Origin of the sequence: Phycicoccus sp. HDW14, from assembly GCF_011383005.1 — a bacterium.
Lineage (GTDB): Bacteria > Actinomycetota > Actinomycetes > Actinomycetales > Dermatophilaceae > Phycicoccus.
This window is the reverse complement of the sequence record NZ_CP049935.1, coordinates 2,374,511-2,399,698: the sequence shown is the minus strand read 5'-3', so window position 1 is coordinate 2,399,698 and position 25,188 is coordinate 2,374,511. Positions and strand designations below refer to the sequence as shown.

19 protein-coding genes and 1 pseudogene are annotated in these 25,188 nt (G+C 74.0%); 13 read left to right on the top strand and 7 right to left on the bottom strand.

Features of this window, described 5'->3' with window-relative positions:
- Window positions 1-762 precede the first annotated feature (762 nt).
- Both G7075_RS11695 and G7075_RS11690 read left to right on the top strand, forming a co-directional pair.
- Entirely contained in the window at window positions 763-2,619 is a 1,857-nt protein-coding gene (locus tag G7075_RS11695) for a helix-turn-helix transcriptional regulator (RefSeq protein ID WP_166121976.1), read from the top strand.
- Between the two features lie 132 nt (window positions 2,620-2,751).
- Window positions 2,752-3,834 carry a hypothetical protein gene (locus G7075_RS11690; RefSeq protein ID WP_166121974.1) on the top strand — a complete coding sequence of 361 codons (1,083 nt, stop codon included), beginning with the start codon at window positions 2,752-2,754 and terminating at the stop codon, window positions 3,832-3,834.
- A gap of 7 nt (window positions 3,835-3,841) precedes the next feature.
- On the opposite strand, the gene G7075_RS11685 is transcribed toward G7075_RS11690, so the two are convergent.
- A complete protein-coding gene (locus G7075_RS11685) occupies window positions 3,842-5,551 on the bottom strand; it encodes a serine/threonine-protein kinase (protein ID WP_166121972.1) in 1,710 nt (569 codons plus the stop codon).
- Window positions 5,552-5,663: 112 nt separating this feature from the next.
- Here G7075_RS11685 and G7075_RS11680 point away from each other — a divergent pair, with 112 nt between their 5' ends.
- The 3 genes from G7075_RS11680 to G7075_RS11670 are packed head-to-tail and all read left to right on the top strand — an operon-like array spanning window position 5,664 to window position 9,507.
- Window positions 5,664-6,638 (top strand): nucleoside hydrolase, encoded by a 975-nt coding sequence (locus tag G7075_RS11680; protein ID WP_240917569.1) that lies wholly within the window; start codon window positions 5,664-5,666, stop codon window positions 6,636-6,638.
- On the top strand, window positions 6,635-7,471 hold the full coding sequence (locus tag G7075_RS11675) for a PfkB family carbohydrate kinase (protein ID WP_371814058.1): 837 nt from the start codon (window positions 6,635-6,637) through the stop codon (window positions 7,469-7,471). Before G7075_RS11680 ends, G7075_RS11675 begins: the two co-directional genes overlap by 4 nt.
- A gap of 53 nt (window positions 7,472-7,524) precedes the next feature.
- The gene (locus tag G7075_RS11670; protein ID WP_166121968.1) at window positions 7,525-9,507 is read left to right on the top strand and encodes an acyl-CoA dehydrogenase; all 1,983 of its coding nucleotides are present in this window, start codon (window positions 7,525-7,527) and stop codon (window positions 9,505-9,507) included.
- 12 nt (window positions 9,508-9,519) lie between these two features.
- On the opposite strand, the gene G7075_RS21220 is transcribed toward G7075_RS11670, so the two are convergent.
- Both G7075_RS21220 and G7075_RS11665 read right to left on the bottom strand, forming a co-directional pair.
- On the bottom strand, window positions 9,520-9,861 hold the full coding sequence (locus G7075_RS21220) for a hypothetical protein (protein WP_240917568.1): 342 nt from the start codon (window positions 9,859-9,861) through the stop codon (window positions 9,520-9,522).
- Window positions 9,858-10,781, bottom strand: coding sequence for a hypothetical protein (locus G7075_RS11665; protein ID WP_240917567.1), 924 nt, complete (start codon window positions 10,779-10,781; stop codon window positions 9,858-9,860). Before G7075_RS11665 ends, G7075_RS21220 begins: the two co-directional genes overlap by 4 nt.
- 247 nt (window positions 10,782-11,028) lie before the next feature.
- Here G7075_RS11665 and groES point away from each other — a divergent pair, with 247 nt between their 5' ends.
- From groES to G7075_RS11650, 3 genes are all read left to right on the top strand, one after another.
- Window positions 11,029-11,322, top strand: coding sequence for a co-chaperone GroES (gene groES / locus G7075_RS11660; protein ID WP_055810586.1), 294 nt, complete (start codon window positions 11,029-11,031; stop codon window positions 11,320-11,322).
- A gap of 141 nt (window positions 11,323-11,463) precedes the next feature.
- Complete coding sequence (groL, locus tag G7075_RS11655) at window positions 11,464-13,083, top strand: chaperonin GroEL (protein WP_166121966.1); 1,620 nt, start codon at window positions 11,464-11,466, stop codon at window positions 13,081-13,083.
- A gap of 201 nt (window positions 13,084-13,284) precedes the next feature.
- The gene (locus G7075_RS11650) at window positions 13,285-13,986 is read left to right on the top strand and encodes an aspartate/glutamate racemase family protein (RefSeq protein WP_166121964.1); all 702 of its coding nucleotides are present in this window, start codon (window positions 13,285-13,287) and stop codon (window positions 13,984-13,986) included.
- Between the two features lie 98 nt (window positions 13,987-14,084).
- On the opposite strand, the pseudogene G7075_RS11645 reads toward G7075_RS11650, so the two are convergent.
- Together G7075_RS11645 and G7075_RS11640 are read right to left on the bottom strand one after the other, a co-directional pair.
- A pseudogene (locus G7075_RS11645) lies at window positions 14,085-14,306 on the bottom strand (RNA-binding S4 domain-containing protein); the annotation flags it as partial.
- A 204-nt stretch (window positions 14,307-14,510) separates the two neighbouring features.
- On the bottom strand, window positions 14,511-14,801 hold the full coding sequence (locus G7075_RS11640; RefSeq protein ID WP_166121962.1) for a WhiB family transcriptional regulator: 291 nt from the start codon (window positions 14,799-14,801) through the stop codon (window positions 14,511-14,513).
- 260 nt (window positions 14,802-15,061) lie between these two features.
- On the opposite strand from G7075_RS11640, the gene guaB reads away from it, so the two are divergent.
- Both guaB and G7075_RS11630 read left to right on the top strand, forming a co-directional pair.
- Window positions 15,062-16,663: an IMP dehydrogenase gene (guaB, locus tag G7075_RS11635; protein ID WP_240917566.1), complete on the top strand. Its 1,602-nt coding sequence runs from the start codon at window positions 15,062-15,064 to the stop codon at window positions 16,661-16,663.
- Window positions 16,664-16,778: 115 nt separating this feature from the next.
- On the top strand, window positions 16,779-17,663 hold the full coding sequence (locus G7075_RS11630; RefSeq protein WP_166121960.1) for a serine hydrolase: 885 nt from the start codon (window positions 16,779-16,781) through the stop codon (window positions 17,661-17,663).
- Window positions 17,664-17,691: 28 nt separating this feature from the next.
- Here the strand turns inward: G7075_RS11630 and G7075_RS11625 are convergent, their stop codons facing one another.
- Together G7075_RS11625 and G7075_RS11620 are read right to left on the bottom strand one after the other, a co-directional pair.
- Entirely contained in the window at window positions 17,692-18,726 is a 1,035-nt protein-coding gene (locus tag G7075_RS11625) for a P1 family peptidase (RefSeq protein WP_166121958.1), read from the bottom strand.
- Window positions 18,727-18,808: 82 nt separating this feature from the next.
- Window positions 18,809-20,458, bottom strand: a complete 1,650-nt coding sequence (locus G7075_RS11620) for a DHA2 family efflux MFS transporter permease subunit (protein ID WP_166121956.1) — start codon at window positions 20,456-20,458, stop codon at window positions 18,809-18,811.
- A 203-nt stretch (window positions 20,459-20,661) separates the two neighbouring features.
- Here G7075_RS11620 and G7075_RS11615 point away from each other — a divergent pair, with 203 nt between their 5' ends.
- The 3 genes from G7075_RS11615 to G7075_RS11605 are packed head-to-tail and all read left to right on the top strand — an operon-like array spanning window position 20,662 to window position 25,104.
- The gene (locus tag G7075_RS11615; protein ID WP_166121954.1) at window positions 20,662-21,783 is read left to right on the top strand and encodes a GuaB3 family IMP dehydrogenase-related protein; all 1,122 of its coding nucleotides are present in this window, start codon (window positions 20,662-20,664) and stop codon (window positions 21,781-21,783) included.
- Between the two features lie 55 nt (window positions 21,784-21,838).
- On the top strand, window positions 21,839-23,422 hold the full coding sequence (locus G7075_RS11610) for a succinic semialdehyde dehydrogenase (protein ID WP_166121952.1): 1,584 nt from the start codon (window positions 21,839-21,841) through the stop codon (window positions 23,420-23,422).
- On the top strand, window positions 23,419-25,104 hold the full coding sequence (locus G7075_RS11605) for a GMC family oxidoreductase (RefSeq protein ID WP_166121950.1): 1,686 nt from the start codon (window positions 23,419-23,421) through the stop codon (window positions 25,102-25,104). The genes G7075_RS11610 and G7075_RS11605 overlap by 4 nt, the downstream gene beginning before the upstream one ends.
- Window positions 25,105-25,188: the final 84 nt, after the last annotated feature.

The window sequence follows — 25,188 nt, the reverse complement described above, 5'->3', positions numbered from 1 at the left end:
CCTGCGCCGCTCCGGCGGGAACCCCTACCTGGCCGACCTCCTCATCGGGGAGGCCCGGTCAGCGGGCCACGACGGCCATCCCGAGGCCGGTCGGCTGGCCGATGCCCTGTCGGCGTCCTGGCACCGTCTGTCACCGTCCGGTCGTCGGGTCACCCAGCTCCTCGCGGTGGCCGGCGCACCGGTGGCCTACCCGGTGCTCAGGGACCTCGCGGCCCGTCACGGGGTGCCACCTGAGGTCGCCACCACCGCGTTGAACGCGGCTGCGGCACAGGGGATCACGGTCGAGACCGAGAGCGGGGCGATCTGGTTCCGACATCCGCTGCTGGCCGAGACCATCGCAGGTGGCATCCGCGACCAGGAGCGGGCCGACCTGCACAGCGACCTGGCCGAGCGGTGGCAGGCGGCGGTCGGTGTCGACGAGCGGGACCGGGCCAACTTCCTCGCGCTGCACTACATGGAGGCCGGGGACAGTGACCTGGCGTTCACCTGGTCGCTGCGGGCGGCCGACGAGGCCGCAGCAATCCGGGCCCGGGAGGAGGAGGCGAGCCACCTGTCGACCGCGGTGTCCGTCCTGGACAGGGTGTCCCCCCAGGTGGAGGCGACGGTCGATGACATCGGTCTGCTGACTCGTGCGGGACGGGCCTGCGAGGACGCAGGCGATGACCGCAACGCCCTCGAGCACTATGAGAACGCCCTGTCCCGGGTGGAGACCTCGGGGGTGGTCCCCTGCCGGAGTCCCGGCTCCTGCTCGCGCTGCACCTCGTGCGCAGCCGAATGGGCGAGGCGCAGCACCTCACGACGAGCGAGCCCCAACAGGTGCTCGCGCTCACGGAAGCCCTGCCCCACAGCGAGGAGCGAGCGCGCGCCTTCGCGCAGCTCGCCTTCGCCGAGACCTTCGTCGGCAGCGACCGGGCCGCCGCACACGCCGAGAGCGCAGTGCGGCTCGCGGAGCAGGTCGGCACCGCACCAGCCCTCGTCTGGGCCTACGGCGCGAGGGCGCAGAGCCGGTGGGGCAGCGACCTCGGCGTCCGGGATGCGCAACGGGCGTTCGCCGTGGGGTCGGAGGTGGACGACATCCAGCTCTTCGGCTGGTCCGCGCTCTTCCTCGGCAACAGCCTCGAGGCTGCGGGACGCTATGTGGAGGCCGCCGACATGGCGGCCTCCGCCTATCTGACCCTGCGCGACGCCGGGGCCTTCGACGACGCCGCCTTCGCCGGGAGCATCACCACCCGATGGAACCTCGCGCTCGGCCGCTGGGACGAGGCCCGGCCGATGGTCCGGCAGACGCTGACGTTCGCCCGCAGCGACAACTGCGCGGCACAGTCACGCTGCGCCGCAGCCCTGTTGTGCGCCCTCGAGGGCAGACGTGCAGCGGCCTTCATGCACCTGCGTCGTGCCGAGGAGCTGACGCCCAACGTGCCTCCGGTCGGCAACCCCCTGATCCCCACCCAGATCCAGGTCGACCTCGCGGTGGACGACCCGATGGGCGCTCTGGAAACGATCGCCCAGCACATGGCCGAGGTCGTGCGCATCAGCCGGGTGGACGCCGACGAGTGGCTCGTGCACGCGTCCCAGGCCGCCGCCCAGCTGGCCGACCGTCCTGCGGACAGTCCCGAGCGACAGAAAGCAGTCCGCCTCCTCGACGTCATCGAGGCCACCCGCGGTGACGACCCGCCGCCGTTCGCCCCGGTGAACCGGCTCGACGTCGTCCATCCCGCCTTCGCAGCGCTCCACGCCGCCCAGCGGGCTGAGTGCACCGGCGTCGGCGCCGCACTGGACGAGCTCTGGGAGGCGGCCTGCACCGCCACCGAGGCGGCCGGCCTGAGGTACGACCACGCCCGCGCCCGCTACAGCCTCGCGCGCCACCTGCTCACCCGCGGGCACGACAGGACCCGAGCGGCAGCGGCTCTCTCCGAGGCGCACGCCGTCGCGACGGACCTCGGCGCCGCACCGCTCGTGGACCGCATCGACAGCCTGGCCGCTCAGGCCCACATCGCCCTCCTGCCGCGAGACACCGCCGCGCCCACGTCGTCCGGGCGGTCGGTGGTCCTGCCCGCCAGCCCGCCGCTCACCCGGCGGGAGACGGAGGTCCTCGACGGCCTGCTGGCCGGCCTGACGTACACACAGATCGCCGCGCGCCTGTTCATCAGCGACAAGACCGTCAGCAGCCACGTCTCCACCATCCTGCGGAAGACCGGCGTCGCGAACCGCATCGAGCTGGCCGAGCGGGCACGCCGGGGCAGGAGCGCGGGGGCGGATCTGCGGGGGACGGCAGCGGGTTCTGAGGGGGGTCCCCGGATGTGGGTGGGGTGGGACCCACAGGACCGTGGAGGAGTCGGAAGACACCTCGGCCCGCAGGAGACCACCATGTTCCAGCACCACCACGACCCACGGTCCCCTCGGCTCATGAGGGGCCTCGCCGTGACCACCTCGGCCGCTCTCGTGGCCCTCACCCTCGGCCCGGGGCCGGCCGCCGCCCGGCAGGACCCCGGACCCGCGGCCGCCACGGTGGGACACACCGGCACGTGCTCGCTCCAACGCGTCGGGACCCAGTACGTCCGGTGCGACGACAACACCGGGAACGGCGTGCCGGCGCCTGGATGGATCCCCGAGCGGTGAGCCGACCCGGCGCGCCCGGACCGATCTGAGGGGCCGAGGCTCCCTTTCTGAGGGGGTTCGCCGGATGCCGGAGAGGGCGCGTTCGTCGGAGCGTGGAGGGTCGGGCACCCCACAACCCATCAGGAGATGGTCATGGTCCAGCAGCAGCGTCACGACCTCACGAGGGGGCTGGCCGCCATGGCCATGACCGCCGTCGTCGCACTGACCGGAGTGACTGCGGCGCAGGCGCATCCCCGCCAGCGCATCGAGGTCACCGAGCTCGCAACGGTCGTCAACGCCCCGTGCGCCGACGACATCTGCAGCACCGGCAGCACCGTCGGACCCGACGGCGACCTGTACGTCACCGACTCCACCGCGGGTCGGATCCGACGGGTCGACCCCCGGCGCGGAAGGGTGACCACGTTCGCCGACGGACTGCCGAAGGCGATCCCGGGCGTGGTCGGCGGCGGTGTCGCCGACATCGCCTTCCGGGGCCGCACCCCCTATGTCCTGGTCACCGGGGTGAGCGAGTTCTGGACCGACCTGATCGGGTCCTCCGCCGCTCCGGCCGCCGAGGGCATCTACCGGCTGGACAGGGTGGGTCGCGGGACGACTCGGGCGACCTTGGTCGCCGACATCTACTCCTGGAGCGAGGCGAACCCACCGCAGCACCCGGGGTTCTTCATCCCCGGCGGGTTCACCTACGCCATGCAGCCGTACCGTCACGGCTTCCTGGTGACCGACGCGCACCACAACCGGGTCCTCCAGGTGTCCCTCGACGGTGACATCAGCGTGTTCCGGGACTTCGCTGCCGACATCGTGCCCACGGGGCTCGCCCTCACCGGCCATCGGGTTCTCGTCGGCCAGGCCGGACCGGTGCCGCACGTCCCCGCCACGGGCCGGGTCGTCGCCCTCCGTGGTGCGGGTGGGCCGGTGGCCGGCGTGGCCTCCGGTGCGCCCCTGCTCGTCGACGTCGAGGCCCGCGGGCACACCGTGTACGGGCTGGCGCAGGGCGACTGGCCCTATGCCGGCCAGGAGGGCAAGGAAGGGTTCCCGGCCTCCCCGGACACCGGGCTGCTCATGCGGGCCGACGGGCACGGCCGGTTCCGGCCCGTGGTGTCCGGACTGGATCGCCCGACGACGTTCGAGATCATCGGGAACACGGCCTTCGTCGTCACCATCACGGGCAAGGTCCTCGAGATCACGGGCCTCGAGCGCGGTCACGCCGACCGCTGACGAGAGCTCAGGGGGAGGGGTCGAGGCAGCGCTGGGCGCTCGTCGCCGCCGCCGAGCCGTCGAAGGCGCCGACGACGTAGCAGACCTGCGACGCCGACGGGTCGACCCCCTCGACGACGCCCTTGGTCGTGCCGGGCGGGAACTGCGCGACGACCTTGGGCTCCGGCAGCCCCACCTGGGTGACGAAGAACGTGACCTTGCCCTTCGACGGGTCGGTCCACTCCAGCTCGACGCTCGTGCCGCCGGCCCGGGCGTCGACGATGACCGGCCGCAGCCCGGGTTCCTGCACGGGCGGCACCGGTGTGGCCGAGATGCTCGGGTCGAGGCTCGTGGTGGGGACCGTGTTGGCGATCGGGGTCCGACTGGGCTGGGCCACAGGGGTGTTCGGACGGTCGAGGACCAGCACGAGAGTGACGCCGATGGCCGCTCCGGCGACGAGCCCGAGCGCCACCCGCCGCCCTGGGGTGCCGAGGAGCCCCGGGCGGCCCGGCGCGGGGGCGGGCGCGACGACCGACGCGGGGTCCTCGGCGGGGGGCGCCGGGGCCGTGCCGGTGGGCTCGGCGTCGCGCGGTTCGGCGGAGGTGTGGGCGAGGGCCGACACCGCCGGAAGCGGCGCCGGCGCGGTGTCGGGCGGCGGGCCCGGAGGGAGGGAGGGGGTCAGCGGCTCGTCGACCGTCGCGACCGGCTCCGTCGGTGCCGGGGACGTCGTCGGTGCCGGGTGCGCCGGGGGCGCCGACGCCTCCGGGACGGGCGCGGCCACCGAGCGGTCATTGGTCACCGGCTCGGCGACGTCCACCACCGGTGCCGCAGAACCCGGCTCGACGCCCGTGGCCGTCGGCGCCCAGCTGCTCGAGGCGCCCTCGACCCGGGAGAGCTCGTGCAGCAGCTCCTCGGCCGTGCCGATGCGCAGCGCGGGGTCCTTGGTCAGGCACCGGGCGATGACGTCGGCCAGCCCGGGCGGCAGGTCGACCCGCGTCAGCGCTCGAGGCGCCTCCGTCCGGACCCGTCGCAGGTAGGCCAGCGCGGTGTCGTCGGCGGGGTCGTCGCTCGCGAACGGCGGGCGCCCGTCGAGCAGCGTGAAGAGCGTCGACCCCATCGACCACACGTCGTCGGCAGCGGTCGGCGGCAGACCGTCGAGCACCTGCGGCGCCGCGTGCCGGTACGAGAACTGCTCGACCGACGCCGTCGCCCCCGAGTCGGCGAGCCGGGCGATTCCGAAGTCGGCGAGCACCCACGACGTCGGCAGCACGAGGATGTTCTGCGGCTTGACGTCGCGGTGCAGCACCCCCTGCCCGTGCGCGAAGGCCAGGGCGTCGGCGATGACCTTGCCGACCCGCACGACGTCGGCGGCCGGCAGCGGACCCGACGCGCGCAGGGTGTCCTGCAGCGACCCCCGCTCGAGGTACTCCATGACGATGGCCGGCCGACCGTCCGCCGTCGCGCCCGTGTCGAGGACGGTGACGATGTGCGGGTGCAGCCGCCCGAGCCGCACGGTGAGCTCGAGCTCGCGGGCGAAGCGCGCCGCCGTCGCGGGGTCGTCGACCTGGAGGACCTTGACGGCGACGTCGCGCCCGAGGGCCCGCTGGCGCGCCCGGAAGACGACGCTGTCGGCGCCCCTGGCGACCTCGACGGCCTCGTCGTACCCGGGCAGCAGCTCGGGGCCGGTGACGACGGGCGTGGGCGGCTCCGGGGGACGCCACGCGTCGTCGGTGCTCACGCCGCACCCCCCGACCCGCTCGACTCCACCGTTCCCCTTCCAGGACCGCTCCGACTCGCCGTCATGCTATTGCCCTGACGCCGACCCCGCCCTTTCGGCCATGATCGTCCCCGTGCAGGGAATCCCGGTCGTCCTCGACGTCGACACCGGCGTCGACGACGCCTGCGCGCTGCTGCTCGCCGCGCTGCACCCCGGCCTCGACCTGCGGGCCGTCAGCTGCGTCGGCGGCAACGCCCCGCTCGTCGACGTCGTCCGCAACACCCTGACCGTCCTCGAGCTCGTCGGCCGCACCGACGTCCCCGTCGGCATCGGCGCCGCCCGCCCCCTGCTCGAGGACCCCGTCGATGCCCGGCACGTCCACGGCTCCGACGGGATGGCCGACCTCGGCCTGCCGTCGCCGGCGATGCGACCCGACGGGCGCATCGCCGTCGACCTGCTGCGCGACACCATCGAGCAGGCCGCCGACGAGGGCCGGCCGCTCACCCTCGTCCCGCTCGCCCCGATGACCAACATCGCCCTCCTCGCGCGCCTGCACCCGCACGCGTTCCGGCGGCTGGGTCGCGTCGTGTTCATGGGTGGGGGCGCGAACGTCAGCAACGCCACGGCCGCGGCCGAGTTCAACGTCTTCCACGACCCCGAGGCCGCGGCCGTCGTGCTCGACGCCTGCGCCGTGCACGAGGTGCCGGTGACGATGTACGGCCTCGACGTCTTCTACGAGCCGAAGGTCACCGACGCCCACGTCACGCGGCTGCGCTCGATCGACACCGCCGCCGCCCAGCTCGCGGCGGCCCTCATCTCCTTCCACCACCGCCGGTTCGCCAGCGACGGCGCGACCATCGGCGACGCCGGTGCGGTGGTCACCCTGCTCGCCCCGGACGCCGTGCGCACCGAGCGCCGGCCGGTGCGGGTCGAGCTCTCCGGCACGTGGACCCGCGGCCGGACCATCGTCGACACCCGTGACTGGAGCGGTGACATGGACCACGACCCCCACGGACCGGCGCCCGCGAGCGTCGACGTCGCCCTCGAGGTCAACGGGCCCTGGCTCGCCGACGTCTGGCTGCGGACGGTCGGGGGTGAGGACTGGTGAGCGGCCGCGTCCTCGTCCTCGGGTCGCTCAACGTCGACCTCGTGACCCGCGTCGAGCGTCATCCGCGTCCCGGCGAGACCGTCCTCGGCGAGGGCCTGCGACGCCTCGCGGGCGGCAAGGGCGCGAACCAGGCCGTCGCCGCGGCGGCCTCGGGCGCCACGGTCGCGATGGTCGGCTGCGTCGGCGACGACGACGGCGGCCGGTCCTACCGCGCGCGCCTCGAGCGCCTCGGCGTCGACGTCGGCGGCGTGCGCGTCGTCGACGGAACGGAGACCGGTCACGCCCTCATCCAGGTCTCCGACGACGGGGAGAACTCCATCGTCGTCGTCCCCGGGGCCAACGCCGCCCTCGACGAGCGCGAGGTCGCCGCGGTCGACGCCCTCGGCCCCGGCGACGTCCTCGTCCTCCAGCTCGAGGTGCCGTTCGCCGTGGTGTGCACCGCGGCCCGGCGGGCGGCCGGCCGTGGTGCCCGGGTCGTCCTCAACGTCGCGCCCTGGGCGTCGCTGCCGCCGGACGTCGTCGCGCTCGCCGACCCCGTCGTCGCCAACGAGCTCGAGATGCAGGCCCTCGCCGAGGCCGGCGCGCAGCCGGCCTCCCTCCTCGTGACGTTCGGCGCCAACGGCGCCTCGTGGGACGGGGTCACCGCGCCCGCCCACCCGGTCGCGGCCGACGAGGTGGCCGACACGACGGGCGCCGGCGACGCCTTCTGCGGTGCGCTCGCGGCCGCGCTGGCCCGCGGCGCCGACCGCGGGAGGCCCTCGACGCCGCCCTGGCCGCCGGGGCCGACGCGGTCCGCCGGGAGGGCGCCCAGGCCGACCCCTACCTGTGAGTAACTTCTGCGTCGCGAACCTCCCGGAGGGCCGGACGGCCGTGCCATCGTGACGGCATGGCCGCCACCGACGCCGTCCGCACCGACGACCCGACCCGACGCCCGGCACCGCTCGCCGCCGACCCCGCCGTGCTGCGCTCCTTCCTCGACGGGCCGCACGCGGCGGTGCGCGACGAGGTCCGCGACGCCCTCGTCGAGCACGCGACGCTCCTCGACGAGCGGCTCGACCTGCCCCGGGCCGACCTGCGTCGCCGGGTCCGCGACCTCGTCGTCGAGATCGGGTCCAGCGGCCGTGCGGCACACGGCTTCCCGCGCGAGTACGGGGGCGGCGGCGACATCGGCGCGTCCATCGCCTCCTTCGAGACGCTGGCCTACGGGGACCTGTCCGTCCTCGTGAAGTCGGGCGTCCAGTTCGGGCTGTTCGGCGGTGCGGTGCTCCAGCTCGGCACCCGCAGCCACCACGAGCGCTACCTGCCCGACATCCTCACCGGCCGCCTCCTCGGCTGCTTCGCGATGACCGAGACCGGCCACGGCAGCAACGTGCAGGCCCTCGGCACGACGGCCACGTACGACCCCGCCACCGACGAGCTGGTCGTCCGCACCCCCGACGACGCCTCGCGCAAGGACTACATCGGCAACGCGGCGCACGACGGCGAGCTGGCCGTCGTCTTCGCCCAGCTCGAGGTGGGCGGCGAGGGGCACGGGGTGCACGCCGTGCTCGTCCCCATCCGCCGCGACGGCGAGGGGCTTCCCGGTGTGCGCGTGGAGGACTGCGGCGCCAAGCTCGGGCTCGAGGGTGTCGACAACGGCCGGCTGTGGTTCGACGACGTGCGCGTGCCCCGGGCCAACCTGCTCGACCGCTTCGCCACCATCGACGACGACGGCACCTACTGCTCGAGCATCGAGAACCCGAACCGGCGCTTCTTCACGATGCTCGGCACGCTCGTGCAGGGCCGGGTCAGCGTCGGGGGCGGGGCGATCGCGGCGTCGAAGGTCGCGCAGGAGATCGCCATCCGGTATGCGTTGCGGCGCAGGCAGTTCGAGACCGGTGCCGGCGAGGAGGAGCAGCTGCTCCTCGACTACGGGATGCACCAGCGCCGGCTCCTGCCGCTGCTGGCCCGCACCTACGCTCTGAGCTGCGCGCAGCAGGAGGTCGCCCGGCAGCTGCACGAGGTGTTCTCGCACGACACCCCCGAGGCCGACGACCGGGCCCGCCGTGCCCTCGAGTCACGGGCCGCCGGCACCAAGGCGCTGGCCACCTGGCACGCCAGCCACGCCATCCAGGAGTGCCGCGAGGCGTGTGGTGGCGCCGGCTACCTGTCGGCCAACCGGTTCGCGGCGCTCAAGGCCGACACCGACGTCTTCACGACCTTCGAGGGCGACAACCACGTCCTGCTCCAGCTCGTCGCCAAGGGGTTGCTCACCGACTACTCCTCCGACTTCGAGGACCTCGACCAGTTCGGGATGGTCCGCTTCGTCACCGGTCTGGCGGTCGACACCCTCGTCGAGCGCACCGCCGCCCACCAGCTGCTCGAGCGGATCCGCGACGTGCTGCCCGGCGGCCGCGACGGCTGGGACACCGAGGCGGGGCTGCTCGACCCGGACTACCAGCTCGCGATGCTGCGCTACCGCGAGGAGCACCAGATCGCCGGCGTCGCCCGGCGGCTCAAGGCCGGGGTCGGGGCGGGGACGCCGGCCGGCGAGGTCTTCAGCGCGGTGCAGGACCACGTCATCACCGCCGCCCGGTCGCACGTCGAGCGGCTGGTCCTCGAGGCCTTCGTCGAGCGGGTGCGGGCGCAGCCACCGTCGCCGAGCCGCGACGTCCTCGCGGCGCTCTGCGACCTGCACGCCCTGGCCACCATCGAGGCCGACCGCGGCTGGTTCCTCGAGCACGGCCGGCTCTCGGCGCCGCGCTCGAAGGCCATCACGCGAGAGGTGTCGTCGCTGCTGCGCCGGCTGCGGCCGGTCGCCCTCGAGCTCGTCGAGGCCTTCGGCATCCCGCCCGAGGTCCTCGGCGCCCGCGACCTCGTCGGCCCCTGAGGCCCGGTCGGCTCAGGGTGTTGCAGGCGTCTCGACCGGCGCGGGGTCGACGACGATCGCCGTCTGCTGCCCCGCCACCCGGGTGAGGATGACCGTCGCCTGCGCGCCGTCGCCGGCCTTGCGCCCGATCTTCAGCTGGCGGCGCAGCTCGTCGTCGTCGAGGCGCACCCCGCGCTTCTTGACGGTGAGCCCCGTGACACCGTGCTGCACCAGCCACGAGCGCAGCGTCCTCACCGTGAAGGGCATCGACTCGCGCACGGCGTAGCGGCGGGCGAACGGGATGTCGACCTCGGCCTCGGACAGCACGTACCCGAGGCCCCGGTCGACCTCGACCCCGAGCGTCGCCGCCGTCACGGCCCCGAGCAGGCCCGCCTGGGTGACGGCGCGGTCGGGCTCGTAGAGCCACGCCCCGATCGAGTGCGACCCCTCGGCGACGGGCGGGTCGGGCTCGGCCATCGTCTGGTCGACCTCCACGGGGAGCGGCCGGGGGAGAGGATGCGCGCGCTGCGGCCGGGCTGCTGGGCGAGGGGACCCCACCACACCGCGCACTCGAGCACCTCACCGGCGTAGGAGGTCCACTGCGCCTCGGTGCCGAGCGGGATGGCGTCCTGGGGCATCGAGGGCGACAGCTTGGCCCCGGTGGCGGGGACGGCGGTGGCGACCTGGAGCACGAAGTCCCAGGACGGGCGGATCTCGTCGAGGCGGAAGACCCGCTTGATGCGCCCGTGCCGGCCGGTCTTCCCGGGCACCCGGCGCGCGGGGTCGAGCCAGACCCCGACCCGGGAGCGGAGCGGGTCGCGGGGGGCCTCGAACTCCTCCGCGTACCCCTCGCGGGCGCGGGAGTCGGGCCACGGCCGCAGGTTGGTGTCGGCGATGGCGGCCGTCACGGGGTCGATGTCGACGCCCTGAACGGTGACCCCGAGCGCCGACATGGCGACGGCGTCGGACCCGATGCCGCAGCCGAGGTCGTGCACGGTGGCCAGGGAGGCGTTGTAGAACCGGCCGGCGTGTGTGGCGGCGACCTCGAGGCGCGAGGCCTGCTCGAGACCGTCCGGGGTGTAGAGCAGGTCGCCGGCGAACTCGCCGAACTTGGCCACGGCCCGCGAGCGCAGCCGCTGCTGGGTGAGCACGGCCGCGACGAAGTCGGCCGGGTGGCCCTCACGGCGCAGCCGGTCCCGGAGCCCGAACACGGCCGCCTCGTCGTACGGCGGGAGGGAGCGGAGGAGGGCCTTGCCGTCGGGCGACCCGAGCGCTCGTACGGTGCCGACGTCCACGGCGGCACATCCTGCCATCCGGAACCGACCGCCCGACCCGAACCCCGCGGACCCGTCCCGGACGCCCGCCTGCTGGCACTCGAGTTGACCGAGTGCTAACGGCGTCCTAGATTTGCCCTATTGGCACTCGTCACCGGCGAGTGCCAGCGCAGCCCGGTCCGGGGATCGACCCCCGCGACGGCGTGACACGGTCCGGCCAGCGCAGTCCCCGTCCACTTCGACTCATCCCACAGGGGAGGAGCACACCGTGTCGGTTTCCATCAAGCCGCTCGAGGACCGCATCGTCATCAAGAGCCTCGAGGCCGAGCAGACCACCGCGTCCGGGCTCGTCATCCCGGACACCGCCAAGGAGAAGCCCCAGGAGGGCGAGGTCCTGGCGGTCGGCCCGGGTCGCATCGACGACAAGGGCAACCGCGTCCCGCTCGACGTCAACGTCGGCGACCGCGTCATCTACAGCAAGTACGGCGGCACCGAGATCAAGCACGGCGGCGAGGAGTACCTCATCCTCTCCGCGCGTGACGTGCTCGCCGTCGTCGGCTGACGCACGCACCACCAGCCGTGACCGCGCCCCGGTGTGCACCCGACCGGGTGCCGCCGGGGCGCGTCCGGCTCTCCTGACGCACAGCACCCACCGCCGGCGGGCGTCTCGTCGCCCCGGCACCCTCCACCGAGAAGGACAGCAATGGCCAAGGAACTGGAGTTCAACGACTCCGCCCGCAAGTCGCTCGAGCGCGGAGTCGACGCGCTCGCGAACGCCGTCAAGGTGACGCTCGGCCCCAAGGGCCGCAACGTCGTCATCGACAAGAAGTGGGGCGCCCCGACCATCACGAACGACGGCGTGACCATCGCCCGTGAGATCGAGCTCGAGGACTCCTACGAGAACCTCGGCGCGCAGCTCGCCAAGGAGGTCGCGACCAAGACCAACGACGTCGCCGGCGACGGCACCACCACCGCCACCGTCCTCGCCCAGGCCATGGTTCACGAGGGCCTGCGCAACGTCGCGGCCGGCGCCTCGCCGTCCGGCCTCAAGCGCGGCATGGACAAGGCCGTCGAGGCCGTCTCCACCCGCCTGCTCGAGACCGCCCGCGAGATCGAGTCCAAGGACGAGATCGCCCAGGTCGCCTCGCTGTCGGCGCAGGACCAGGAGATCGGCGCCACCATCGCCGACGCGTTCGACAAGGTCGGCAAGGACGGCGTCATCACCGTCGAGGAGTCCTCGACCGCCTCCACCGAGCTCGAGTTCACCGAGGGCATGCAGTTCGACAAGGGCTACATCTCCCCGTACTTCGTCTCCGACCCCGAGCGCATGGAGGCCGTCCTCGAGGACGCCTACGTGCTCGTCAACCAGGGCAAGATCTCGGCCATCGCCGACGTCCTCCCGGTGCTCGAGAAGGTCGTCCAGGCCGGCAAGCCGCTCCTCGTCATCGCCGAGGACGTCGACGGCGAGGCCCTCTCGACGCTCGTCGTCAACAAGATGCGCGGCACCTTCAACGTCGTCGCCGTCAAGGCGCCCGGCTTCGGTGACCGCCGCAAGGCGATGCTCCAGGACATCGCGACCCTCACCGGCGGCCAGGTCGTCGCCGAGGAGGTCGGCCTCAAGCTCGACCAGGTCGGGCTCGAGACCCTCGGCCAGGCCCGTCGCGTCGTCGTCACCAAGGACAACACCACGGTCATCGACGGCTCCGGCGACACCGCCGACGTCGAGGGCCGCGTCGCCCAGATCAAGCAGGAGATCGAGCGCACCGACTCCGACTGGGACCGCGAGAAGCTCCAGGAGCGCCTCGCCAAGCTCGCCGGCGGCGTCTGCGTCATCAAGGTCGGCGCGCACACCGAGGTCGAGCTCAAGGAGAAGAAGCACCGCATCGAGGACGCCATCTCGGCGACCCGTGCGGCCATCGAGGAGGGCATCGTCGCCGGCGGCGGCTCGGCCCTCATCCAGGCCGTGACGGTGCTCGACGACCTCGGGCTCGAGGGTGACGAGGCCGTCGGCGCCCGCATCGTGCAGAAGGCCGCGGCCGAGCCGCTGCGCTGGATCGCCGAGAACGCGGGCCTGCAGGGCTACGTGGCCGTCGCCAAGGTCTCCGAGCTCGCGGCCGGCCACGGCCTCAACGCCGCCACCGGCGAGTACGTGGACCTCGTCAAGGCCGGCGTCATCGACCCGGTCAAGGTCACCCGCTCGGCGCTGCGCAACGCGGCGTCCATCGCCTCGATGGTGCTCACCACCGACACCCTCGTCGTCGAGAAGAAGGAGGAGGAGGAGCCGGCCGCCGCCGGTGGCCACGGCCACGGGCACGGCCACTGAGGCTGCTCCCCCTCGCACCACGCCCGCCGCCCGGTCCCCGCTCAGGGGGCCGGGCGGCGTCGTGCGTCCGGCCGTCGGGTCCCACCGCCCGCCCCTCCTGCCCGACTCATTGCGCATCCGCCACCGCCAGAGGCCCCCACGGGCCTCCTGGAGGTGGCGGATGGGCAATCAGTCGGCAAGGGACACGCGTAGGGTCGGAGGATGCGGCTGCTCGGAGTGCTCGGCGGGATGAGCTGGACCTCGACCGAGGCGTACTACCGTGGGCTCAACGCCGGGGTGGCGGCACGGCTCGGTGGGCTGCACTCGGCCCGGCTGCTGCTGCACTCGGTCGACTTCGCACCGGTGGCCGAGGCGCAGCACGCCGGCGACTGGGGCGCGACGGCCCGCATCCTCGGTGACGCGGCCCGGGGCCTGGCGGCGGGCGGGGCCGAGGCGCTGCTCCTCGCGACGAACACGATGCACAAGGTGGCGGGGGAGGTCGAGGCCGCGGCCGGCGTCCCGCTGCTGCACATCGCCGACCCCACCGCCGACGCGCTGCTCGCGGGCGGCCACCACCGGGTCGGTCTGCTCGCCACCCGCTTCACGATGGAGCAGGACTTCTACGTCGAGCGGCTGCGCGCCCGCGGCCTCGACGTCGTCGTCCCCGAGGCCGACGACCGCGACCTCGTCCACCGCGTCATCTACGACGAGCTCGTCCACGACGTCGTCCGGCCGGAGTCGCGTGCGGCCTACCTCGACGTGGTCGGCCGGCTCGTGGCCGAGGGTGCCGACTCGGTCGTCCTCGGCTGCACCGAGATCGGCCTGCTGCTCACCGACGGCGACGCCGAGGTCCCGCTCCTCGACACCACGGCCCTGCACGTGGCGGCCGGCGTCGACTGGCTCTGCGCCCCCGACCCCGACTGATTGCCCAGAACACACCTGGAGCGGCCCTCTGAAGGCCCCTCGACGTGGGTTCTGGGCAATAAGTCGGCAGAGACCGCAGAGACGCGGGGCTCAGGGGCCGAGGTGACGCGCAGCGACCCGCCGCCGTCCAGCGACACGAGGTCGCCGACCCGCACCTGCCGCCCGCGCCGGGTGTCGACCTCGCCGTTGACCGAGACCAGCCCGCGCTCGACGACCTCGCGCGCGTCGGCGCCGTCGTCGACCAGCCCGCTCAGCTTGAGCAGCTGGCCGAGCCGGATCGACTCGTCACGGATGGGGACCTCGAGGGTGTCGTCGGGCACGTCGTCAGGCTACGCGGTGGGAACGACGGAGCCGCAGGGCCGGTCGTGGGCTCTCGCCCCCACGACCGGCACCTGCGGCTCGACGGGCCTGACGGTGGACCGTGGGCTCTCGCCCCCACGGTCCCCCGTCGGCCCGGGGCGGCCCCGGAGGGCCGCACTGACGACCCGTGTGGGGACGGGCGCCGGGTCAGGTGGTGGCGTCGGTCAGGACGCCAGGTGACGCTCGCGGGAGTACACGCTCTCGCGCTCGTCCTCGGTGAGACCGCCCCAGACCCCGTAGGGCTCACGGACGGCCAGTGCGTGCTCGCGGCACTGCTGGATGACGGGGCAGCCGAGGCAGACCTCCTTGGCGGCGGTCGCCCGGCGGTGGCGCTTGCTGCCGCGCTCTCCCTCGGGGTGGAAGAAGACCTCGGGCCCGACGCGCCGGCAGGCGCCGTCGAGCTGCCAGTCCCACAGGTCGGCCACGGGGCCCGGAAGCCGGGTGATCTCGGCCATGTGTGACACCTCCACGCACTGTCGGGCCGCGTCCATCAGCGGCAGCGAAGACCACGCTAGGTGGCGTTTGTGAAGGGGTGGGCAAGCGTTGGGTAAGGCTTTGGTCAAGGGGGACGCCCCCGGGGCCGTGGCCTCCCCCGAACGGCGGATGGGTGCCTCGTCCTCTGGTCGGCGGGGGTCGGCCGGGCGGCCCCCGCGAGCCTCTCCGGTGGTCGCGAGCCGCGTTCGGCGAGACCCGCGCGGGGCCGTAGAATCGGGCGATGAGCCTCGGACTCGACGAGACCGCCCCCGTCACCGACACCACCGCGCGCCCCACCCCGGCGCCGCCGGACTCCGTGCCCGCCGCCTCCGCCGAACCCGTGCCGTCCGGTCCGTTCGCCGAGCTCGGCCTGACCTACGACGACGTCCTGCTCCAGCCCGGCGAGACCGACGTCATCCCCAGCGAGGTCGACACCACCTCCCGGCTGACCCGCGAGATCTCGCTGCGCGTGCCCCTCGTGTCCGCCGCGATGGACACCGTCACCGAGGCCCGGATGGCCATTGCCATGGCCCGCCACGGCGGCCTCGGCATCCTCCACCGCAACCTCTCGATCGAGGACCAGGCCTACCAGGTCGACCTCGTGAAGCGGACCCAGACCGGGATGATCCCCAACCCGGTCACCATCGGCCCGGACGCGACCCTCGAGGAGCTCGACGACATCTGCGGTCGCTACCGCGTCTCGGGGCTGCCGGTCGTCGACCCGGGCGACCACCTGCTCGGCATCGTCACGAACCGCGACCTGCGCTTCACCCCCGTCGCCGAGTGGGGTCACACGCTCGTGCGCGACGTCATGACCTCGATGCCCCTCATCGTCGGCCACGTCGGCATCGGGCACGACGAGGCCACCCGCCTGCTGCGCCAGCACAAGCGCGAGCGGCTGCCGATCGTCGACGACGAGGGCCGCCTGCGCGGTCTCATCACCGTCAAGGACTTCGTGAAGTCCGAGCAGTTCCCGCACGCCAGCAAGGACGGCTCCGGCCGGCTGCTGGTCGGCGCCGCCGTCGGGTACTTCGGCGAGGCCTGGCAGCGCGCCACCACCCTCGTCGAGGCCGGGGTCGACGTGCTCGTCGTCGACACCGCGCACGGCCACGCCCGCCTCCTCCTCGAGATGGTCCAGCGGGTCAAGGCCGACCCCGCCCTGCGGCACGTCCAGGTCATCGGCGGCAACGTCGCCACCCGCGCCGGCGCCCAGGCGCTCGTCGACGCCGGGGTCGACGCCGTGAAGGTCGGGGTCGGGCCGGGGTCCATCTGCACCACGCGGGTCGTCGCGGGCGTCGGGGTCCCGCAGGTCACCGCCATCCACCAGGCCTCGCTCGCGTGCGGCCCGGCCGGCGTCCCGCTCATCGGCGACGGCGGCCTCCAGTACTCCGGCGACATCGCCAAGGCGCTCGTCGCCGGCGCCGACACCGTGATGGTGGGCTCGCTGCTCGCCGGCTGCGAGGAGTCGCCGGGTGAGCTGGTCTTCATCAACGGCAAGCAGTTCAAGGCCTACCGCGGCATGGGCTCGCTCGGGGCGATGAGCTCGCGTGGCAAGAAGAGCTACTCCAAGGACCGCTACTTCCAGGCCGACGTCACCTCCGACGACAAGATCGTCCCCGAGGGCATCGAGGGCCAGGTCGCCTACCGCGGCCCGGTCGGTGCGGTCGTGCACCAGCTCGTCGGCGGCCTGCACCAGTCGATGTTCTACGTCGGCTCGCGCACGGTCCCCGAGCTCAAGGCCCGGGGCCGGTTCATCCGCATCACGACGGCCGGGCTGCGCGAGTCCCACCCGCACGACATCACCGGCATCGTCGAGGCGCCGAACTACAGCGGCAAGGGCTGAGGCCCGGCACGGCTGAGGTCGCCGAGTCGTGCCGTGGCACCGTCCGACGTAGGGTCTGGGCCGTGCGCCGCGTCCTGATGCTCCTCCCGCTGCTCGCGCTGGCGCTGGCCGGCGGGTGCGGGACGGCGACCCGGTCGGCGACCCCGTCACCCAGCGGCACGAGCGCCGGCGCGGTGCCCTCGACCGCGCCGACCCCCTCGCCGCGACCGGTCGTCACTGCCGCCGAGGAGCTGGTGCGCGCCGTGCCCGACCCCACCGTCGCCGCCCCGCCCGCCGGGGGTCCGGAGGCGGTGGCGGGGCCCCGGCCCAGGGCACCGGCACGGGCGGTCTGACCAGCCTCACGGGCAACACGCGCAACCAGATCGTCTGGGCGCCGCTGTCGAACCCGTCGGCCGTCCGGACGGAGGGGTCGGTCTCGCGCTACAAGGCGTGGTCGACCTCGAAGGTCCTCGTCGTCGCCGCCTACCTCGACACCGTCGTCGACGGTGACCCCGCGAAGATCCCCAGCGGTGACCGCAGCCTGATCCGGGCCGCCCTGACCCGCAGCGACGGCGACGCGGTCGTCGCCATCCGCGAGCGGATCCCCGGCAGCCCGGGGGCCGCGATCACCACCGTGCTGCGCTCCATCGGCGACACGGCGACCGTGGCCCCGGACCGCTCGCAGGGGTCGATGTCGTGGAGCCCGCGCCAGCAGGTGCGGTTCATGGCCGCGCTCGCCGCGGGCCGGGTGGTCAGTGCGAAGGCCAGCTCGTGGCTGCTCGGGCAGATGCAGCCGATCTCCGCGCACCGCTGGGGGCTCGGCACCATCGGGGCCTCGTCGTTCAAGGGCGGCTGGCTGACTCCGGAGTCCGAGACGCGGCAGATGGGCATCGTCGGTGGCTACGCGGTCGCCATCATCACGGTCGGGGAGGGGCCGGCCGTCGTGCAGACCGACGGCGACTCCGCCCACGTGCAGCAGATGAACCGGCTCGCCGCGCTGCTCGCCAAGCGCCTCGGCTGAGGCCGCCGAGCGCGACCCGCGACCCGCGTCAGCCGGAGGTCAGGGCGTCGCGCCAGGACCGCGCCACGAGCCCGCCGTCCGCGGAGCGGTCGACCGACGTCGAGGCGAGCAGGGCCGAGACGATGGCCCGGGTGACGCACCGGGCGGCGGCGTCGTGCAGGTCGACGAGGTCGAGCCCCTCGAGTGACGGGCCGGCCCCGGTCGCGAGGGTGAACACGGTGTCGCCGTCGAACGGGGTGTGCACGGGCGACAGGGCCCGGGCGATGCCGTCGTGCGACACCGTGGCCAGCCGCCGGCACCCGCCCTTGCCGAGCGTCGCGTCGGTGGCCACGACGACGAGCGTCGTCGCCGTTCCCGCCCGGAGCGCCTCGGCCTCGGCGCGCCTGGCCTCCCAGTAGGCCTGCGCAGCAGCCGGATCCGAGGTCGGCAGCGTGGAGAACTCGTCGTCGAGCCCCCACGCGGCACCGATGAGGGACCCGTCCGCCATCACGGGCGACCCGATCGCGTTGACCGCCACGAGCGCCCCGACCACCGTGCCGGACGCGAGCACCGCCGAGGCCGTGCCCACCCCGCCGTGCAGCCCACCGGCTCGTGCGCCGGTACCCGCCCCGACCGCCCCGCACGCCACCGGCCCGTCGCTCGCGGCGGCGTAGGCCTCGGCGCCCTCGGCGGGGCCGGGGTGGTGGCGCCAGATGCCCCCGCGCCCCAGGTCGAAGAGGATGGCCGCGGGCACGATGGGCACGCGCTCCTGCTCGCCGGGCCCGACCGGCCAGCCGCGCCCGTCGGCCCACGCCGCGTCGGCGACCCCGTCGGCCGTCCCGAGCCCGAACGCGCTGCCGCCCGAGAGCACCACCGCGTCGACGGCGTCGACGGTGTTGGCCGGGTCGAGCAGGTCGGTCTCGCGGGTGCCGGGCCCGCCGCCACGCACGTCGACGCCGCCGACCGTCCCGACCGGCGGCACGACGACCGAGACCCCGGTCAGCCAGCCGGGCTCGTCGCGGGTCACCTGGCCCACGAGGACGCCGGGGACGTCGGTGATCGCGTTCTGGGGTCCGGGTCGCATCCCCCCAGCATGACGGTGCCGGCCCCGCGCAGCGGGACCGGCACCGGTCAGGAGCCGAGGACGGGGCCTCGGCGAGGCGACCTCAGTGGATGACCACCGGGGGCGCCACCTCGTCGGCGTCGGCACCCTCGAGCAGGTGCGACTCCTCGTGCTTGCGCGGGAGGAAGGCCGCCGCCACGAGGGTGAGGGCGACGAAGCCGGCCGCGAACCAGAAGGTGTGCGCGTAGGCGTCCGCGGCGAGCTCGGCGACCTTGGCGCCGAGGGCGCCGACGGCCGCCGCCGGGTCGGACCCGGCCGAGGACAGGAACTGTCCGACGAGCGGCAGCTGCCCGAGCAGGCCCTGGGCCGCCTCCGGGCCCTTGGTCTGGACGGCCTCGAGGTACTGGCCACCCTGCCCGACGAGCGGGCGGTCCTTGAACGCGTTGGTGAGGATGACCGAGAACGTCGCGACACCGACCGAGCTGGCGATCTGCTGGGTGATGTTGAGCAGCGTCGTGCCGCGGGCGACCTCGTGGTGGGTGAGGGTCTTGAGCGCCGAGGTCATGATCGGCATCATCGTGCCGCCCATGCCGAGGCCCATGACGAAGAGGATCGGGATGAGGTAGCCCCAGTGCGAGGAGTCGGCCTCGATCTGGGTGAGGGCGAACATCCCGCCCGTGATGAGCAGCAGCCCGAACGGCACGATCCGGCCGACCGGGAACTTGTCGACGAGGGCGCCGGCGATGGGCATCGTGAGCATCGCGCCGAGGCCCTGCGGGGCGAGCAGCCAGCCCGCCGACAGCGGGGTCTCGCCCTGGACCTGCTGGAGGAACTGGGGCACGAGGAGCAGACCGCCGAAGAAGGCCGCGGCGAAGATGAACATCGTGATGATGGCGACCGTGAGGTTGCGGTTCTTGAACAGCCGGAAGTCGAGCAGCGGGTGCTCGGGACGGAAGCTGTAGACCACGAACGAGACGATGAGCGCGAGCCCGACGCCGGCCGGGAGGAGCACCTTGGTGTGGCCGATGCCGCCCTCGCCCGGGATGGACGAGACGCCGTAGAGGAACAGCGCGAGGCCGGGGCTCATCATCAGGACACCGCGCCAGTCGAAGGACTCGGACGGGTGCGGGCGGTCGCCGGGGAGCGCGAAGAAGGCGTAGGCCAGCGCGACCATGCCGATCGGCAGGTTGATGAGGAAGATCCAGTGCCAGCTGAAGTGGTCGATGAGCCAGCCGCCGAGGATCGGGCCGAAGATCGGGCCGAGGAGCATCGGGATGCCGAGGACGGCCATCAGCCGGCCCATCCGCTTCGGGCCCGCGGCGCGGGTCATGATCGTCATGCCGAGCGGCATGAGCATGCCGCCGCCGAGGCCCTGGAGGACGCGGAAGGCGACGAGCATCTCGATGCTCGAGGCGGTGGCGCAGAGCACGGAGCCGGCGACGAAGAGGCCGACCGCGAGCATGTAGAGGCGCTTGGTGCCGAACCGGTCGGCGGCCCAGCCGGTGAGTGGGATGACCGTCGCGAGCGCGAGGGTGTAGCCGGTGACGGTCCACGCGACGGTGGAGTAGTCGAGCGGCACGCCGTCCTTGGCGAAGTCGACCTGGAGGGTGCGCAGGGCGACGTTGACGACGGTGATGTCGAGGATCGACATGATGGCGCCGAGGACGACGACGCCGGCGATCTTCAGGACCGCGGCGTCGATCTTCTCGGGGTACTCCGGGGGCGCTGGGGGCGCCGATGCTGCTGAGGACACGTGGTCTCCATGTCGGTGTTCGGGGCGGGGGTGCCGTCCCGGGAGGTGGCTCGCACCGTCCCCGCCAGGGCGGGTGGCGACGGTGCCGTGGAGAAGTCTGCCGGAGGGGTCCGACAGGGCGGAAACGTTTTTGGGTTCCCGGCTCTTCCCGAGGGCCCGGACGCCGTCCGAACGGCCGAGGGAGGCGTCGGTAGGCTGCCCCGGTGAGCGAGATCGAGATCGGCCGTGGCAAGCGGGGGCGCCGTGCGTACTCCTTCGACGACATCGCCATCGTGCCGTCCCGGCGCACCCGCGACCCGCAGGAGGTGTCGACCGGCTGGCAGATCGACGCCTACCACTTCGACCTGCCGGTCATCGCGGCCCCGATGGACTCCGTGATGTCGCCGCAGACGGCCATCGCCTTCGGGCAGCACGGGGGTCTCCCGGTGCTCGACCTCGAGGGTCTGTGGACCCGCTACGAGGACCCCGTGCCGCTGCTCGCCGAGATCGCCACCCTCGACGCGGCCCTGGCCACCCAGCGGATGCAGGAGATCTACCGCGAGCCGATCCGGCCCGAGCTGGTCACCGAGCGGCTGCGCCAGGTCCGCGCGTCCGGCGTCACCGTGGCCGGCGCCCTCAGCCCGCAGCGCACCCAGGAGCTGTGGAAGACCGTCGTCGACGCCGGGGTCGACCTCTTCGTCATCCGCGGCACCACCGTCTCGGCCGAGCACGTGTCCGGCCGGGCCGAGCCGCTCAACCTCAAGCGCTTCATCTACGAGCTCGACGTGCCGGTCATCGTCGGCGGGGCGGCGTCCTACTCGGCCGCCCTGCACCTCATGCGCACCGGGGCGGCGGGCGTGCTCGTCGGGTTCGGCGGCGGGGCGGCGCACACGACCCGCACGACGCTCGGCATCCACGCCCCGATGGCCTCGGCGCTCGCCGACGTCGCGGCGGCCCGGCGCGACTACCTCGACGAGTCCGGCGGCCGGTACGTCCACGTCATCGCCGACGGCGGGGTCGGCACGAGCGGCGACATCGTCAAGGCCGTGGCCTGCGGCGCCGACGCCGTGATGCTCGGGGCGGCCCTCGCGCGGGCCACCGACGCCCCCGGCCGCGGCTACCACTGGGGCCCGGAGGCCCACCACCCCGAGCTGCCGCGGGGCGAGCGGGTCGAGGTCGGTGCCGTGGCGTCGATGGAGGAGCTGCTGTTCGGGCCGAGCCGGCTCGCCGACGGCACGACCAACCTCGTCGGGGCCCTGCGCCGGGCGATGGCCACGTCGGGCTACGTCGACCTCAAGGAGTTCCAGCGCGTCGAGGTCGTCGTCGCGCCCTACCAGCGCAGCTGAGACCTCCTGCCCGCGACCGCGTGACGCGGGGGCGCGCGGTGGTTACCCTCGGGTAATGCCCGACGTCATCGCCGACCCGGAGACCGACCCGCGCGCCACGTACGCGGTGGACCCCGCGCGGGTACGCGCGCTGACCGTGGGGGTGGTCGCCTCGGGGGAGCCGATGACCACCCACACGCCGATGACCGGCGCGCCGCTGGCCGTGCTGCCCACCTCGACCGGCACCGACGTGGGTGTCGCCGTCGACCGGGCCCGCGCCGCGCAGCGCCGCTGGGCCGCCGTGCCCGTCGAGCGGCGGGCGCGCATCCTCCTCGCCCTCCACGACCTCGTGCTCGAGCGGCAGGGCGAGCTGCTCGACCTCGTCCAGCTCGAGTCGGGCAAGGCGCGGGCGCACGCGTTCGAGGAGGTCGCCGACGTCGCGATCGTCTGCCGCTACTACGCCCGCCGCGGCCCCGGCCACCTGGCCGCCGAGCGCCACCTCGGGGTCTTCCCGCTGCTCACCCGCAGCACCGAGCACCACCGGCCCAAGGGCGTCGTCGGCATCGTCTCGCCGTGGAACTACCCGCTGAGCCTGGCGGTCACCGACGCCCTGCCGGCCCTGCTCGCCGGCAACGCCGTCGTCCTGCGCCCGGACCCACAGGGCTCGCTCACCGCCCTCGCGGCCGTCCGGCTGATGGTCGAGGCGGGCGTCCCCGACGACCTGGTCCAGGTCGTCCTCGGCCCCGGCGACCCCACGGGCCGGGCGGTCGTCGAGCGCACCGACTACGTGTGCTTCACCGGCTCGACCGCCACCGGGCGCACCGTCGCCGCGGCCGCCGGCAAGCGGCTCGTCGGCGCCAGCCTCGAGCTCGGCGGGAAGAACACCGTCTACGTGGCCGACGACGCCGACCTGCGCCGCGCCGTGCCCGGTGTGCTGCGCGCGTGCTTCGCGTCCGCCGGCCAGCTGTGCGTCAGCGCCGAGCGGCTCGTCGTCCACGAGGCGGTCGCCGACGAGTTCCTGGGCCGCTTCCTCGAGGCCGTCCGGGGCATCCGCCTCTCCACCGGCCTGCACTGGGACGCCGACATGGGCAGCCTCGTCGGGCCGGCCCAGCTCGAGCGGGTGCTCGGGCACGTGCAGGACGCCGTCGCCAAGGGCGCCACGGTGCTCGCCGGCGGGAACGCGCGCCCCGACGTCGGCCCGTTCGTCGTCGAGCCGACCGTCCTCGAGGGCGTCACCTCGGCGATGGCCTGCCGCGACGAGGAGACCTTCGGACCCGTCGTCGCCGTCTACCGCGTGCCGTCCGACGACGCCGCCGTGGCGCTGGCCAACGACACCGAGTACGGCCTCAACGCGTCGGTGTGGACCCGCGACGTCGCGCGCGGCCGGGCGCTCGCGGCCCGCATCGAGGCCGGCACGGTCAACGTCAACGAGGGCTACGCCGCGGCGTGGGGGAGCATCGGTTCGCCGATGGGCGGGATGAAGGCCTCGGGGGTCGGGCGGCGGCACGGGCGCGAGGGCGTCCTCAAGTACACCGAGAGCCAGAACGTCACCGTGCAGGGGCTGGTCAACGTCGCCGACGTGCCCGGCATCGCGGGAGAGGCCTATGCGCGCACCCTGACCCGGGCCCTGCGGGCGCTCAAGGCGGTGGGGCTGCCGTGACCGCGGCGGACGCGCCCGACGTCGACCTCGTCGTCATCGGGTCGGGCTTCGGCGGCTCGGTCGCGGCGCTGCGGGCTGCCGAGAAGGGGTACCGGGTGCTCGTGCTCGAGGCCGGCCGGCGCTTCGAGGACGAGGACTTCGCGCGCACCTCCTGGGACCTGCGCCGCTTCCTCTGGGCGCCGCGGTTCGGCTGCTACGGGGTCCAGCGCATCCACCGGCTGCCCGACGTCGTCGTGCTGGCGGGCGCCGGGGTCGGCGGTGGGTCGCTCAACTACGCGAACACCCTGTACCGCCCGCCGCGACGCTTCTACGAGGACCCGCAGTGGCGTGACCTCGCCGACTGGGAGGCCGAGCTCGCCCCCCACTACGACACCGCGAGCCGGATGCTCGGGGTCGTCACGAACGCGTGCGACGGCCCGGTCGAGCGCGCGATGGAGGGGGCAGCCGAGGACCTCGGCGTGCGGGACACGTTCCGCCGCACCCCGGTCGGCGTCTTCTTCGGCAAGCCCGGCGAGACCGTCGACGACCCGTACTTCGGCGGCGCGGGGCCGCGGCGCACCGGCTGCACCGAGTGCGGCAACTGCATGGTCGGCTGCCGGGTGGGTGCCAAGAACACGCTGATGAAGAACTACCTCGCGCTCGCCGAGGGCCTCGGGGTCGAGATCCGCCCGATGCGCACCGTCACCCGGCTCGGTGCGGTGCCGGCCTCGGACGGCGGCGACGGCGAGCCGACCTACCGCGTGCTGCACGAGCGCACCGGGCCGCGCAGCGGGCGTGACCGGCAGGTCGTCACCGCGCGGCGCGTCGTCGTGGCGGCCGGCGCCTGGGGCACCCAGACGCTGCTGCACGCCATGCGCTCGGAGGGCGAGCTGCCCTCCCTCTCACCGCGACTCGGCCACCTCACGCGCACCAACTCCGAGGCCCTCGTCGGGGCGATGACCGAGCACGCGCCGGCGTCCGCCGACCTGACGCACGGCGTCGCCATCACCACCTCGTTCCACGTCGACGACGACACCCACGTCGAGAACTGCCGCTACGGCAAGGGCTCGAACGCGATGGGGCTGCTCGCCACCCTCGCAGTGCCGGGCGGCACCGGTCGACCGCGCTGGCGCGAGTTCCTCGCGATGGTCGCCCGCGACCCCGAGCCGCTGCGCCGGATGCTCCCGACGACCCGGAACTGGAGCGAGCGCATCGTCGTCGGCCTCGTGATGCAGAGCCGCGACAACTCGCTGCGGGTCTCCGGGCGCCGGCGGTTCGGCCGTCCGACGCTCACCTCGACCCAGGGCCACGGCGAGCCGAACCCGTCGTACATCCCCCAGGGACACGTCGCGATGGAGGCGCTCGCGGCCCGCATCTCGGCGGCCACCGGCGAGTACACGGTGGCCGGCGGCTCGTGGCCCGAGGTGCTCGACGTCCCGATGACGGCGCACTTCCTCGGCGGCGTGGCCATCGGCGGGTCGCCCGAGCAGGGCGTCCTCGACTCCTTCCAGCGGGTGTGGGGTCATCCCGGCGTCTCGGTGCTCGACGGCTCGGCGGTCTCGGCGAACCTCGGGGTCAACCCGTCGCTGACCATCACGGCCCAGGCCGAGCGTGCGATGGCGCACTGGCCGGCGGCGGGGGAGGCCGACGCGCGTCCGGCCCAGTCGGCGATGCTCGCCGCGAGGGTGTCCGCCCCGGCCTGACGCCGAGGCGGCGCAAGCCGCCACACCCGACCGAACGACCCGGGTCGGGGGGACGTTCGGCCGACCGGACCGCTGAACGTCCAC

What these genes read in the sequence shown, in the direction of transcription:
- G7075_RS11625 (WP_166121958.1), bottom strand. Translation starts at nt 18,726, where the DNA reads ATGCGACCCGGACCCCAGAACGCGATCACCGACGTCCCCGGCGTCCTC.
- G7075_RS11640 (WP_166121962.1), bottom strand. Translation starts at nt 14,801, where the DNA reads ATGGCCGAGATCACCCGGCTTCCGGGCCCCGTGGCCGACCTGTGGGAC.
- guaB (WP_240917566.1), top strand. Translation starts at nt 15,062, where the DNA reads ATGAGCCTCGGACTCGACGAGACCGCCCCCGTCACCGACACCACCGCG.
- G7075_RS11670 (WP_166121968.1), top strand. Translation starts at nt 7,525, where the DNA reads ATGGCCGCCACCGACGCCGTCCGCACCGACGACCCGACCCGACGCCCG.
- groL (WP_166121966.1), top strand. Translation starts at nt 11,464, where the DNA reads ATGGCCAAGGAACTGGAGTTCAACGACTCCGCCCGCAAGTCGCTCGAG.
- G7075_RS11610 (WP_166121952.1), top strand. Translation starts at nt 21,839, where the DNA reads ATGCCCGACGTCATCGCCGACCCGGAGACCGACCCGCGCGCCACGTAC.
- G7075_RS11650 (WP_166121964.1), top strand. Translation starts at nt 13,285, where the DNA reads ATGCGGCTGCTCGGAGTGCTCGGCGGGATGAGCTGGACCTCGACCGAG.
- G7075_RS11690 (WP_166121974.1), top strand. Translation starts at nt 2,752, where the DNA reads ATGGTCCAGCAGCAGCGTCACGACCTCACGAGGGGGCTGGCCGCCATG.